The sequence below is a fragment of the Pyxidicoccus trucidator genome, from assembly GCF_010894435.1.
GTDB lineage: Bacteria > Myxococcota > Myxococcia > Myxococcales > Myxococcaceae > Myxococcus > Myxococcus trucidator.
The window spans coordinates 809,419-822,336 of sequence record NZ_JAAIXZ010000002.1; the positions used below are offsets into that span (position 1 = coordinate 809,419).

12 protein-coding genes are annotated in these 12,918 nt (G+C 71.3%); 6 read left to right on the plus strand and 6 right to left on the minus strand.

The window, feature by feature from the left end; genetic code table 11:
• The first annotated feature begins 10 nt into the window (after positions 1-10).
• Positions 11-223, plus strand: coding sequence for a biotin/lipoyl-binding carrier protein (locus G4D85_RS09830; protein WP_163995180.1), 213 nt, complete (start codon positions 11-13; stop codon positions 221-223).
• A 5-nt stretch (positions 224-228) separates the two neighbouring features.
• On the plus strand, positions 229-1,011 hold the full coding sequence (locus tag G4D85_RS09835) for an enoyl-CoA hydratase/isomerase family protein (RefSeq protein ID WP_164010342.1): 783 nt from the start codon (positions 229-231) through the stop codon (positions 1,009-1,011).
• Positions 1,012-1,045: 34 nt separating this feature from the next.
• On the opposite strand, the gene G4D85_RS09840 is transcribed toward G4D85_RS09835, so the two are convergent.
• Positions 1,046-1,639 (minus strand): response regulator, encoded by a 594-nt coding sequence (locus G4D85_RS09840; RefSeq protein ID WP_164010345.1) that lies wholly within the window; start codon positions 1,637-1,639, stop codon positions 1,046-1,048.
• 76 nt (positions 1,640-1,715) lie between these two features.
• Complete coding sequence (locus tag G4D85_RS09845) at positions 1,716-3,545, minus strand: FHA domain-containing protein (protein ID WP_164010347.1); 1,830 nt, start codon at positions 3,543-3,545, stop codon at positions 1,716-1,718.
• Positions 3,546-3,650: 105 nt separating this feature from the next.
• On the opposite strand from G4D85_RS09845, the gene G4D85_RS09850 reads away from it, so the two are divergent.
• Positions 3,651-5,243: a rhomboid family intramembrane serine protease gene (locus tag G4D85_RS09850; RefSeq protein WP_420821699.1), complete on the plus strand. Its 1,593-nt coding sequence runs from the start codon at positions 3,651-3,653 to the stop codon at positions 5,241-5,243.
• A 27-nt stretch (positions 5,244-5,270) separates the two neighbouring features.
• On the opposite strand, the gene G4D85_RS09855 is transcribed toward G4D85_RS09850, so the two are convergent.
• The 3 genes from G4D85_RS09855 to G4D85_RS09865 form a co-directional block, all read right to left on the minus strand.
• Complete coding sequence (locus G4D85_RS09855; protein ID WP_164010354.1) at positions 5,271-6,272, minus strand: RNA ligase (ATP); 1,002 nt, start codon at positions 6,270-6,272, stop codon at positions 5,271-5,273.
• Positions 6,273-6,419: 147 nt separating this feature from the next.
• Entirely contained in the window at positions 6,420-7,301 is an 882-nt protein-coding gene (locus G4D85_RS09860; protein WP_164010357.1) for a hypothetical protein, read from the minus strand.
• A 4-nt stretch (positions 7,302-7,305) separates the two neighbouring features.
• On the minus strand, positions 7,306-8,577 hold the full coding sequence (locus G4D85_RS09865; RefSeq protein ID WP_164010360.1) for a hypothetical protein: 1,272 nt from the start codon (positions 8,575-8,577) through the stop codon (positions 7,306-7,308).
• 266 nt (positions 8,578-8,843) lie between these two features.
• On the opposite strand from G4D85_RS09865, the gene G4D85_RS09870 reads away from it, so the two are divergent.
• Entirely contained in the window at positions 8,844-11,147 is a 2,304-nt protein-coding gene (locus G4D85_RS09870; protein WP_164010363.1) for an ArnT family glycosyltransferase, read from the plus strand.
• Positions 11,144-12,061: an ABC transporter ATP-binding protein gene (locus tag G4D85_RS09875; RefSeq protein ID WP_164010365.1), complete on the plus strand. Its 918-nt coding sequence runs from the start codon at positions 11,144-11,146 to the stop codon at positions 12,059-12,061. Before G4D85_RS09870 ends, G4D85_RS09875 begins: the two co-directional genes overlap by 4 nt.
• 10 nt (positions 12,062-12,071) lie before the next feature.
• Here the strand turns inward: G4D85_RS09875 and G4D85_RS09880 are convergent, their stop codons facing one another.
• Complete coding sequence (locus G4D85_RS09880) at positions 12,072-12,440, minus strand: hypothetical protein (protein ID WP_164009209.1); 369 nt, start codon at positions 12,438-12,440, stop codon at positions 12,072-12,074.
• Positions 12,441-12,494: 54 nt separating this feature from the next.
• Here G4D85_RS09880 and G4D85_RS09885 point away from each other — a divergent pair, with 54 nt between their 5' ends.
• Positions 12,495-12,875 (plus strand): alpha/beta hydrolase, encoded by a 381-nt coding sequence (locus G4D85_RS09885; RefSeq protein WP_338052884.1) that lies wholly within the window; start codon positions 12,495-12,497, stop codon positions 12,873-12,875.
• Positions 12,876-12,918 lie beyond the last annotated feature (43 nt).

The window sequence follows — 12,918 nt, forward strand, 5'->3', positions numbered from 1 at the left end:
GCAAGGTTCCATGGCGGACGTCGCGGCGCACATCACCGGTACGGTGTGGAAGATCGAAGTGAAGGTCGGCCAGCAGGTCAACGCGGGCGACACGCTCGTCATCCTCGAGTCCATGAAGATGGAGATGCCGGTGGAGGCGGAGGAGGGCGGCACGGTGAAGGAGATTCGCTGCAAGGAGGCGCAGTCGGTCAACGAGGGCGACGTCCTCGTGGTGCTCGGCTAGTCGCAGTGGAGCCTTCGTCGGAGGCGTCGCTCCAGGTAGAGGACCGCGAGGGCGGCATCCGCGTCCTCACGGTGTCCCATCCGGCCCGGCGCAACGCGCTCAACGACGCGCTGCTGGCCCAGCTGGACGCGGCGCTGGAGCCGGCCCCGCATGTGCGCGCCCTGCTGGTGCGCGGCGCGGGAGGCACCTTCTGCTCCGGCTACGACTTGACGCGCCTGGGCCCGCCCGGCGAGGACGGGCTCCTGCCGGATGACCCGCTGGTGGCGTGCCTCCTCAAGCTGGAGGGGCACCCGGTGCCCAGCGTGGCGCTGGTGCAGGGCGCCGCGGTGGGCGCGGGCTTCGACCTGGCGGCCTCGTGTGACTTCCGCATCGGCACGCCGGACGCCATCTTCCTCATGCCTCCGGCGCGGCTGGGCATCGTCTACTCGGCGGAGGGGCTGGCCCGGGCGGCGCGGCTGGTGGGCTTCGCCCGCGCCAAGCAGCTGTTCCTCACCGCGCGCAAGCTGGACGCCCGCGAGGCGCTGGCCTGGGGGCTCCTGGACGAGTGTCTGGAGCCGGCCGATGCGGAGGCGCGCGCGTATGCGCTGTGCGCCACGCTGGCGGCCCATGCGCCGCTCGCGGTGTCGGGGATGAAGGAGTCCTTCGGGCGGCTGGCCCGGGCTCCGCTGGAGGAGGCGGACCAGGCACGGCTGCGAGGCCTGCGCGCGGCGGCCTTCGGCAGCGAGGATGCGAAGGAGGGGCGGGCGGCCTTCCTGGAGAAGCGCCCGCCCCGCTTCACCGGCCGCTAGTCACGGCGGCCGGTGGAGGGGTTGCACCTGGGACTCAGGTGTCGCCGAACAGCTCGCCCATGCGCAGCTGGAGCGCCGAGGCAATCTTGTACAGCGAGGAGATGGAGGCCGAGGACTCCGCGCGCTCAATCTGGGACAGCAGCGACACGGACAGGCCCGTGCGCCGAGCAAGCTGCTTGAGCGTGAGCTCCTGCGTCTTGCGCGCGTCGCGGATGGTCCGGCCGATGGCGCGGTGAAGGTCCGCCTCCGGGTCCTGGGAGAGGCCCTTCTTCTGGAGGGCGTTGCGGACCGCGGCGATGAACTGGTCCGGCTCCATGGGCTTCTTGACGTAGTCGGAAGCCTGGGCCTTGAGCGAAGCGACGGCCGTGTCCACCGTGGGGTACGCGGTGGCGACGATGACGGCGACGTCGGTGTCGTACTTGCGAATCTGCTCGAGCACCTCGGTCCCGGACATCTGCGGCATCATCATGTCCAGGATGACCAGGTGGAAGTCCGAGCCGCGGAGGATCTCCACAGTCTGCGTGGGGTCCGTGGTGGTTACGACCTCGTAACCTTCGCGGGTCAGCACCAGCTTGAGGTAGTCGCAGTTGTCCTGCTCGTCATCAACCACCAGGATGCGAATCTGCACAGCGTCTCCTCGCTGCAGGCGAACAGCGTCGGTTGGGGGGGATGTGGAACCCGGGGCGGGCCCCGGCGGCACACCACTACTTCTTCTTCTCGTAGCTCTCCACGATGTCCTTCACTGCCTTGAAGCGGGGATGGTCGGGAGGAGCCAGCTTCAGGAAGCGACGGTAGTACTCCGCTCCTTCAGCGGACTGCTCGTTCCGCGCCAGGGCGGAGCCGAGGAACGCGTAACAGTCCACGGTGTTGGCATCGAGCTCGATGCAGCGGCGAAGGTTCTCGATGGCAAGAGGGTAGTTCTTGGTCTGGATGTACTTCTTGCCCTCCGCGAGGGCCAGCTGGGCCGGGGTGGGCGCGCCTTCCGGGGGCCTGGCGGTGCCAGGAGGGGGGACGGTGTTGGTGTTGACGGCGGGCGGAGGCGTCGCGGCGGCAGCGGCGGCAGCGGCTTTCTTCTGGGCGTCGGCCAGCTGGGCGTCGGCCAGCTGGGCGGCCAGGGTGGAAGCCTCGGACGCGAAGACCGTGGTGCCGGACGTCTCCGACAACGCCTTCTCGGCGTCGGCGAGCTTGCCAGCGGCCAGGGCCGCGCTTGCGCGGTCGAGCCGCTGCTTCACCATCCGCTCCGCGCGGGCCTGGTCCAGCAGCTCCACCACTTCCTTCGGCTGACGGCCCTGCGCGTCCTTGACGCTGGACAGGTAGTCCTCTGCCTTGTCGAACTCGTGGGCGGTGATGGCCTTCTGGGCCAGCGCCAGCCGCTCCGGAAGCGAGGGTCCGGTCGGCGCGGGCGGCGCGGCGGGAGGCGCCTCCGGGGCCGGCTGTGCCACGGCGGTGGCCGGCTCGGTGCCGGGAGTCGGCTGCGGCTCCGCGGAGGGCGGCTCCGTGTCGGGCCCTGGCTGGGCCACCGGCGGCACCGGCGTTCCGGGCACGGGGGGACGGAAGAAGTAGAAGCCCACGGCCCCGGCCCCCAGCAGCAGGGCGACGAGCCCGGCCACCAGCGGCAGCTTCGAGCGCGAGCCACCCTCACCGGCGGGCAGGTCGTCCGCGGCGTCGCCGGCGTGGAGGAAGCGGAGCTTCACGTGCCCCAGCTCGATGATGTCGCCGGAGTTGAGCGTGGCCTGGGCGTAGCTCTCGCCATTGACCGTCAGCCCGTTGGCGGACTGCATGTCGATGACGCGCCACTCGCCGCCCTCCTCGCGCACCAGCTTGGCGTGGGTGCGCGACAGCGAGCGGTGGTCCAGGGTGATGTCGTTGTCGTCGGTGCGGCCAATCCGCAGCTCGGTGCGGATGCAGGCGAACTCCTGACCCTTCAGCTCGTCCGGGGTCAGCACCAGCAGGCGGGGCGCATCATCGGTGGCCACGTCCGCCACCTTGCGGGGGCGATCCGCCTCCACCTGATCCAACCGGATGATGGAGGTGGAGTGCCGGCGCACCTCGGCGGAGGAGGGCGGGGTGTGGTCGTGTTCGTCCTCGTCCTCGTCGTCTTCCTCCGCATGGGCGGGCCGGTCGTCGGAGGTGTCGTCGTCCTCCTCCTCGGCTTCCTGCGCGCTCATGGGCTCGAGCGCGGGCTCCGTCTTGCGCAGGGCCGACGGCACCTTGGTCGTGATGGGGCCGGAGACGCTGGCGGCGCCTTCGGTCTGTAGGGCAAGGTCGTAGTCGCCGATCTGGATCAGGTCGCCCTCTTTCAGGGGCGACTGACCCGCGATCCGCTCGCCGTTGATCCGGGTGCCGTTATAGCTACCCAGGTCTTCAACCACGACGTGACCATTCAGTCGTACCAATCGTGCGTGACGACGAGACACATTGCGTTCCGTCAGGCGGATGGTGTTTCCCTCCTGACGGCCAATGGTGATCTCGTCACGCACGAAGGGAACAACGGTCTTGCGCCCCTCGTCGTCTTCGATGATGAGCTTCAGCACGGGTCTGATCCGCGTACAGTCATAGCAGAACGGGGTTTACCTGTACAAGCCATGTATCCCCCTCAAAAGACAGGGCTTTCTTCCCAAGAGGAGGAGCAACCGGGCTTGTTGTCCATCGGTCAGTCGGCCGTGACGGGGGGGTTGGGGGGCTGGCCCTGGGTCACATTGGCCCTGGCGGTGGTGCTGGTGGCAGTGCACGCCTCCCTGGGGCTGGCGGGGCCGGTGGACGTGGACGCCCTGGTGCGGTGGGGCGCCAAGTCGGGACCGCTGGTGGTGGAGGCGGGGCAGACGTGGCGGCTGGTGACAGCCAACTTCCTGCACCGGGACTGGCTGCACCTGGGGCTCAACCTGCTGGTGCTGGTGGCGGCGGGCGCGGCGCTGGAGCGTGCGTGCTGGCGCTGGGACTACGCGGCCCTGCTGGGCGCGGCGGGACTGGCCACCATGGCGGGCTCTCTGGGGTGGTCGGGGGCGGTGAGCGTGGGGGCCTCGGGGCTCGTCTATGCGTGCGTGGGCGCGCTGCTGGTGATGGGCCGGCGCTACCGGGGGCGGCCGCGCGGGAAGGGGCGGTGGCTGTCCGGGGACGGCGCGCTGCCCACGGTGCTCGTCTTCCTATGGATGGGCTGGACGTCGGTGGGCGTGGACAACGCGGGGCACCTGGGCGGGCTGCTCACGGGGCTGCTGGTGGGGGCCTTCCTCGAGCCGCGAGGGCCGGGCAGGGGCCTTGCCCGGCCTGCGGGCCTGCTGCTGGCGGCGCTGGTGGTGGCGGCGCTGGTGGTGGCCGAGCGCTCCGGCTGGCGCAGGGAGCAGGACGACGGCTTCGGGGTGTCGGTGCCGCTGCCGGAGGGCTGGCGAAGCGAGGAGGACGGGCAGGGCCGGCGGGCCTTCTCCAACGGGCTGCCGGGGCTGGGGCGGGCCACCTTCTCCGCGGAGGTCATCGAGGTGGGCGAGCCCGGGGACGGCGCCGCGCAGGCGCGGCACTTCCAGGAGGAGACGCTGGTGCCCGGCGCGCCGGGGCCGGAGGGACGGACGCTGAAGGTGGTGGGGCCGGTGCCGACGCGGCTGGGCGGCAGGGACGCGCAGCGGGTGAAGGCGGAAGTGGAGGGCCCGGGTGGCGCCACGCACCTGCTGGCCTTCTTCGTGCCACGTGGCGAGTGGGTGTACCGGCTGCTCTTCACCTGGCCCGCGGCATACCCGGCCTACGAGGCGGTGGTGGACCGGATGGTGGTGGAGCTGCGCTTCGGCGAGCCAGCGCTGCTGCGGCAGGCGCGGGCGCGGGCGCTGCTGGTGCCGGGCGCGCCGGGGCCGCAGCGGGCGCTGGGTGGGGAGCTGCGCCGCTGGGGACTGCCGGAAGAAGCGGTGTCGCCGCTGGCGGACGCGGTGCGGCTGGCGCCCTCGCATGTGGAGACGCGCGTGGAGCTGGCGCGGGCGCTCTTCGAGACGGGACGGGTGGAAGAGGGCTGCCACGCGGCGGCGGAGGCCCGGGTGTATGGGCCTTCGGACACCGGCGCGCTGGAGGCGGGCGTGCGCTGCGAGCTGGCGCGCGGCGACGTGGCGCGCGCCCTGGAGCAGTTGGAAGAGGCGAGGCGGGTGGACCCCCGGGATGCGCGGCTGCGCGCCGCGGAGGTGGCGCTGCGAGCCGTGCTGGAGGCGCCGGGCCCCCCCAGGCAGCAGGGGGCACCGGGGCCGGGCGCTCCGTGAGCTGGAGCACCCGGCCGCGTCGCTCCTTCAGTCCTCGTCCTTGAGCAGGAAGTCGTTGTTGATGGTCTTGAACGACAGCCTGCCGCCACCCAGCGTGGGGGAGGGGCGCTCGACGAGCGGCCTCACCACGATGCCCTCCTTGCGGTTCTTCGTGCCCGGGTAGAAGCCCTGGGCGAGCTTCAGGTAGTGCTCCAGGGAGTGGTCGAACGTCCGTGCCGCCTCACCGGTGACGACGTGCTCCACCGGTACGGTGCGCAGGCCGTGCTCCGCGCAGAAGGTGATGAACTCCGCATGGCCCAGGAAGCGGCCGGTGCTCGTGTCGTGGACGCTGAAGATGAACAGGTCCGGCTCGGTGAGGCCCAGGCGGTTCTTCTGGATGCCGGGGCCGCACAGCTCGCCCTGCACCGCGAAGCCCGGAGGCAGCGCGGTGTCGAGCGAGTACTTGTCGGCCACGGTCCACACCGGGTTCGCCCCGCGCCGCAGCGCCCAGTTTCGCGAGCACGCCACGAGCCCGCCCTCGAGCGGCCGGAAGAAGGTCGCCGACGTGCCGTCCAGCTTCGTCGTCACGAAGAAGTCGTGGCCGCGCAGTTCGTCCAGGACGCCGAGCGCCGACTGGAGGCGGATTTCATCCGTCCTCGGCACCTCGCCCGGGAAGGGCCCGGCGACCTCGCGCGTGTCGGGCAGCGCCGGCTCGAACTTCACGACGCCGAGCGCGTCGCGCACGTCCGTCCCCTGGGCCGGCACCTCGCCGGAGAGGATGGACGTCGGCAGCGCGAGCCCCTGGGACAGCACGCCCCTCAGGCGCGCCGTCTTCACCCGGAAGCCCCTCGGCCGCAGGAACTCCGCCCACGGCTGGCCCTCCGGAAGCTGGCTGTCGATTTCGAAGAAGACGCACGCATCCCCCGGGGTGAACTCCCCCTTCCTCACCACCACGTCCCAGCCCATCACCCGTGCCTTCAGGATGTTGTCGGCGGCGGGAATGGGCTCCAGGTGGTCGATGCGCTGAATCGAGACGAGCTTTCTCTCCATGTGCCCTCCTTCCCGCCGGCGGAAGCGCCGGGGTCCCCAGGAGACGGGGCTCGCCGCCCCATCTGACGGAGCGCCATCATGTCGGACCGGGCGCGAGGTTGCACCCCGGCCCGTGCGCCTCACGCCACCGCCGGCCGGGGCGCCGTGTCACCACCGTGCGCTGAAGGCGCGCACCGCGAGTCCCGCGCCCGCCGTCCACTCGCTCCTCCGAGAGAGCCCCGCATCCTGGTGCACGTACGCGCCGGACAGTTGAAGCACGACGGGCTGGTCGGCCACCGCGAGCAGCACCCGCTCCGCCCCCGCTTCGACTCGCGCACGGAAGTACGTCCCACCCTCGAAGCCGAGACTCCACCCGGCCAGCCCGGACGCGCGCAGCGCCCAGAGCCCGTCCGAGGACTCCAGCCCCGTGTCCAGCATCACCGTGGTGAAGGGCGACACCGTGTGCTCCGCGCCGTCGCGCGAGCGCCGCAGGGTATGGCTCGCCACGGGCCCCACGCCCAGCCACACGCGCGCGGTCTCCGAGCGCACCGGGTCCACCAGGAGGCCCACGCGCCCCGTCTCCAGCGTCCAGCCCGGGCCCTCCCACACGCGTCGCTCCAGGTGGCCCAGCCGAGGGGCCAGCGTCACGTCGAAGGGGAAGGGGATGCGCAGCGGGCGCGAGGTGGGCACCAGGATGAAGCCCTCCTCCAGGTGCCGGCGCAGCGTGCCGTCATAGGCCGTGAAGGTGAGGCCGCGCTGCTCGCCACCCCAGGCCTCCACGCCGAGCAGCCGGTGGCTGTTGAACCACGGCGTGCCCTTGCTTCGGCTGGCGCGGCCCGTGCGGATGAGCACGCCCGCCCGCAGCGACTGCGCCGCCTGACCCTCCCGCACCTGCACCCCCGTGCCCAGCAGCAGCCCGTCCCCCGGGTCGAAGCAGATGGGGAAGGGCTCGCCGCGCGAGTCCATGCGGAGGCACTCCCCCTCGTCCGCGGCGGAGACATCCGCGGTGGAGGAGGCGGCGAGCAGCAACACCAGTCCGAGCGCGAGCACGCGCCTACTCCCTCGCGGCCGTGGCCATGGGCGCCGAGCGACGTGCCGGAGCCCACAGCGAGAAGCGCAGCCCCGCCGACGCGGACCACTCCCACCGGGCGGGGACGTCCGGCAGGTCGCTCCGCCAGGCACCGCGCCCGTCCGCCACGACGCTCAGCGGCTGGTCATTGATGGCCAGGAGGATGAGCTCGTAGCCGGCGCTCACGCGCAGCCGCTCCGGACGCAGCGGGCGGCCCTCCACCGACGGGGCCAGCAGCACCTTCTCCGCCTCCACGCCCAGGCGCAGGTGGTGGAAGCCGTCCCGGTCCAGCGTCAGGTCGCCCTCCAGCGCCGCACCCGGTACCACGGTGGTGAAGCCGTTCTTGTAGTCGCGCTCCACGGACGGACCGGCGCGCACCCGCACGAAGGACACCAAATCCTTCGAGTGCCACAGGTCCAACGTGGCGTGGACGGCGCCCCAGGTGAGGAAGCCCGCCTCGGTGGTGTTCCGCTCCAGCTCCTCCGCGTGGAGCAGCTCCATCCACAGGCCGAGGTTGATGTGGATGTCGTGCCGCCGGGGCTCGCCGAAGAAGGTCGTCACCCGGAAGAGCGGCTCCTTGCGCTCCACGCTGAAGTCGTAGCGCAGCGCCTGGATGTCGAAGGACGGCTGCTCGCCCAGGTACAGCTCCGTCTCCAGGACGCGGAGGCGATGCAGCAGCTTCCCGTCGCCCGGCACCTCCACCGCGATGCCGAAGTCCGCGCGCATGCGGCTGTCCATCTCTCCATCGCGCCACAGCGGCGCCCACGCGCCGCCCAGCCAGAGGCGCCGGTTCAGGTCGAAGTTGAACTGCATCACCCGCCCGCGCTCGTCGCGGTACCAGCCGGGCGGGGCGTCGGCGATGGCGGGCTCCAGCCGGTACGTCTTCAGCCGCGCGGCGTCGGTGACGTAGGACTCGTCGGTGCAGGAGCCCGCCCGCTCCAGGGGGCGCTCCGTCTCCAGGCCGTCCGTGTCCAACTCGTACACTGGCGCCACCAGGCACCGCCGCGTCGAGTCGTCACACTGCGCCCGCCACCTCCCGGAGGGCACCGCCTTCGTCGGCGGCAGCGTCAGGCACACCGTGTGGGCATGGGGCTGCTGCATGGGCAGCGGCGAGGCGGGCGGCTGGATGACGGGAGGGCTGGCGAGTGTCCCGCCCAGGCCGGGCAGGACGTCCTTCACCCGGGCCTCCAGGTCCGCATCGCCTCCTGCCTGCGCGAGCAGGAGGGCACAACCCAGGGCCACAGCGGGTACGAGCATGATGTCTCCTCGACGGCACGGCCTGGTGGGCAAGAAAGTCGGGAAGGGCCGGCGGGGACAGCCGTTACAAGGCCCGTGCCCCCGGTCGCCGGGCGGGCTTTCGCGGGGTTGGACTCCCCACCGCGTGCAGGCTCCTGCACAATGGCGCGCTGCACTGCACACGACGGCGGCGAAGGTCGACCGGCGGGGGCGGCGGGGATATAAGTCCGCGGCCCGTGCCTCTGGCGCGGGCCAACCGCCCGAAAAGACTCAAGGAGCATCAGCCCGTGGCGAGCGAAGGCGAACAGGAGCGGGAGCAGACCTTCACCGAGGCCATCCTCGGCAAGGAGACGCTCTCGTCGAATTGGATGAAGCGGTGGCTGACGCTGTCCTTCAGCACGCGCGTCGTGGTGGCCACGGCCGGCTTCGCGGCCTTGCTCTTCCTCCCGTACCTGGGCGCGGTGGGCCTGTGGGACTGCTGGGAGACGCACTACGGCGAGGTGGCTCGGATGATGATCGAGCGCCGCGACTACGTGTACCCCTTCTGGGAAGGCTCGTGGTTCTTCTCCAAGCCGCCGCTCACCATGTGGCTGCAGGCGCTGGGGATGCAGGTGGTGGGCAGCGTGCGCACCGACGGCGCGCTGGGCCTGTACACCGAATGGGGCATGCGCGTGCCCTTCGCGCTGCTGAGCATCGCCGCGGTGGGGCTGCTGTCGCTGGCGGTGGCGCGGGTGGTGAACCGGCGCGCGGGCCTGGCCACCGGCTTCATCCTGGCCACCATGCCGCTGTACTTCCTGCTCACCCGGCAGACGGTGACGGACACGCCCTTCGTCACCACCTTCATCTGCGCCATGGCGTGCGCGCTCATCGGCCAGTTGGATGAGACGACGAAGCACCGCTCGGCGTGGTGGTACGGCTTCTACTTCTTCGCCGGCCTGGCCGCGCTGGCCAAGGGCTTGCTCGGCGTGGGCCTGCCCGCCGTCATCCTGATTCTGTACGCGGCGCTGTCCGTCATCCCCTGGGACAGCGCCAGCCTGGAGTCACACCTGCGCTGGCTGACGAAGCGCGGCTTCCGCAAGGACGTGCGCGAGGGCCGCGCGGCCATGCCGGTGCTGTGGGCGCAGATGTTCCGCATGCACCTGGGCACGGGCATCCTCGTCTTCCTCGCGGTGGCGGGGCCCTGGTACCTCACCCTGTCCCTGTTCCAGAGCGTGGACGACGAGGGCAAGCTCTTCTGGTACCGCTTCTTCATCCACGACCACCTCAACCGCCTCACGGCGGGCGTGCACACCACCACGCCGGGCGGCACGTTCATCTACTTCATCGAGCAGGGCGGCTTCGCCATCTTCCCCTGGGTGGCCCTGCTGCCCGGCGCCTTCGCCGTCGTGGCGCGGCTGAAGCTGCGCTCGGAGAAGAAGGCGGACCACCTGGCCATCATCGCCGTGCTGTGGGTGGCCTTCTCCTTCTGGCTGCTGGCCTCCAGCGCCACCAAGTTCCACCACTACGTCTTCCCCGTGCTGCCGGGCATGGCCATTCTCCTGGCGCTGTTCGCCGACCGGCTGTGGGAGGAGGGCATCTCCGCGCACGCGGTGAGCCTCATCTTCGGGCTCGTCCTCTTCATCCTCGTGGGCAAGGACCTGTCGGAGAACCCGAAGAACTTCACGGATTTGTTCGTCTACAACTACGACCGGCCCTACCCGCAGGACCTGGTGTCCAAGCCCATCGCCTTCTTCGCCTCGCGCCCGCTGTGGACGGGCGACCTGGTGACGCTGGTGCTGCTGGCCTTCGGCGTGTACCTGTCCTTCGACGCCTTCTCACCGCGGGCGAAGGACAAGGCGACGCCGGGCACGCGCGCGGTGGCGCTGCTGCTGCTGCTGGGCGGCGTGGCCACGCTGGGCGCGGTGGCGTCGCAGGCGCAGGTGTCCGCGACGGCGCTGGTGGGCCTGGCGCTGCTGGCGGTGGCCAGCGTCCTGGGCGTGCAGTCCATGCGGCCGGGCACGGAGGGGCGCTCGTCCCTGCGGCTGGCCGCGGGCCTGCTGGCGGTGGCGGGCGTGGCGCTGGCGGTGCGCGGCTTCACGAAGTCGGTGGCGGAGGACTCGCTGCTCAAGGCGCTGTCCGAGCCCGTCAACATCAAGAGCACCCTGGGCTTCACCTTCGCGGTGGCCGGCGCCATGGCGGTGGTGGCGGCGCTGATGCGGGCGCGGGTGATGCTGTTCGGCACCTTCTGGGCGCTGGCGGCGGGCGTGGCCCTCTGGTTCAACTGGAGCCACTGGGTGGACCTGTCCCACCACTGGACGCAGCGCGACTTGTTCTGGCGGTACTACGCGCAGCGCAAGGCGGACGAGCCGATTGTGGCGTACATGATGAACTGGCGCGGCGAGACGCTCTACTCGCGCAACACGGTGGAGCAGTACCGCGGCAGTGACTCCAACACGCGCATTCGCAACCTGGCCGCGCGGCCCGGACGTGAGTGGGTGCTGGTGGAGCACAACCGCCTCAACCTGCTGCGCAACTCGGTGGGCTCGGACAAAATCGTCACCCCCATCGACCGGGACATCAACAACAAGTTCGTCCTGGTGACGGTCGATTGAGCGGCATCCACGTCGAGGGCCTGGGGAAGCGCTTCGGGGACCGCACGGCCGTGGAGGGACTCTCCTTCCACGTGCGGCCCGGCGAGGTGTTCGGTCTGCTCGGGCCCAACGGCGCGGGGAAGACGACGACGGTGCGCATGCTCACCGGACTCCTGAGCCCCAGCGAGGGCCAGGCCACCGTGTGGGGCCACCGGGTGGACCGGGACGGCGAGGCGCTGCGCAAGGTGGTGGGGCTGCTCACCGAGCAGCCCGGCCTCTACGACAGGCTCACCGCGCGGGAGAACCTGCGCTTCTTCATGAAGCTGCATGAGCTGGACGAGGCCCGAGCCTGGCCGCGCGCGCTGGACTACCTGCGGCGCTTCGGGCTGGGCGGGCGCGAGGAGGAGCCGGTGGGTGGCTTCTCCAAGGGCATGCGCCAGAAGCTGGCCATCGTCCGCACGCTGGTGCACGACCCCCAGGTCATCTTCCTGGACGAGCCCACCAGCGGGCTGGATCCGGAGTCCGCGCGCACCGTGCGCGACGCGGTGGCGGAGCTGGCGTCGGAGGGGCGCACCATCGTCCTGTGCTCGCACAACCTCTCGGAGGTGGAGCGGCTGTGCGAGCGCGTGGGTGTGGTGAAGCGCACGCTGCTGGCCATTGGCCCGGTGCGCGAGCTGCGGCGGGCGGGGCATGCGCTGGAGGTGCGCGTGGACGGCGAGGCGGAGCGCTTCCGCGACACGCTGACCTCGCTGCCCTTCGCGCCCAACGTGCTGGCGGAAGGCGCGCGGCTGCGCGTCATGCTGACGGACGAGGCCAACGCGCCGGACGTGGTGGCGTGTCTGGTGGGCGCGGGCGCGCGGGTGCACAGCGCGGTGCCGGCCCAGCGGCCGCTGGAAGAGGTGTACCTGGACCTGCTGCGAGAGGGGAGGGGTTAGCACTCCTGCGTCAGGGGCCCGCGGGGTGCACGGGGAGACCGAGCCAGGTGGCAATCACGCGCGCCATGGCGAGCCGTGCGGTGATGAAGCTGTCTGGCGGGCTCGGGTAAGCGTCGTCCTCCGGGATGCCGAGGTGGACGATGGCGAAGCGGCGCTGCACCGCGTACGACGGACGGAAGAGCGAGGTCTTGTCCCAGGTGTTCATCGTCGCGATGACCCGGAACGTCCGCGAGACGCGGTGGGTGCGCCCGGCGTCGAAGCCGATGGACACCCGGCGTCCGTCCTCCAACTCGAAGGGGGTGTCGGAGCCCTTGCCGGCAAGCACCGCCATCAGCTCGCCGAAGGCCTTGTCCACATCCGCCCGGTTCAGCTCGTCCACGAGCAGCCACTGCCAGCCTGGCTGCGCGCCCAGGGCGTGCCGCCGGAGCGCACGGTGCTCAGCGGCCGCAGCATCGGCACCGGCGTGGCCGTGGAGATGGCGATGCGCGGCCACGGCGCCCGGCTCATGCTCGTGTCGCCCTATACGTCCATCCCCGAGCTGGCGGGCCTGATGCTCCCCTTCCTGCCCGCCCGCCTCCTCGTGAGGGACCGCTTCGACACCCTCTCCAAGGCGCCGGACCTGAAGCTGCCCGTCCTCATCATCCACGGAGAGCAGGACGAGCTCATCCCGGTGGAGATGGGGCGCCGGCTCGGCACACGCTTCCCCCAGGCCACGGTGCAAACAGTCGCCGGTGCCGGGCACAATGACGTCCTGGAGCGCTCCGGCACGACGCTCATGGACCGCATGGCCGCGTTCGCCCTCGGCGCTCCGTGAAGCGGGCGCTCACGGGGCCCTTCCCCCGTGAGCGGCGCCATCC

What these genes read in the sequence shown, in the direction of transcription:
- G4D85_RS09865 (WP_164010360.1), bottom strand. Translation starts at nt 8,577, where the DNA reads ATGCTCGTACCCGCTGTGGCCCTGGGTTGTGCCCTCCTGCTCGCGCAG.
- G4D85_RS09855 (WP_164010354.1), bottom strand. Translation starts at nt 6,272, where the DNA reads ATGGAGAGAAAGCTCGTCTCGATTCAGCGCATCGACCACCTGGAGCCC.
- G4D85_RS09830 (WP_163995180.1), top strand. Translation starts at nt 11, where the DNA reads ATGGCGGACGTCGCGGCGCACATCACCGGTACGGTGTGGAAGATCGAA.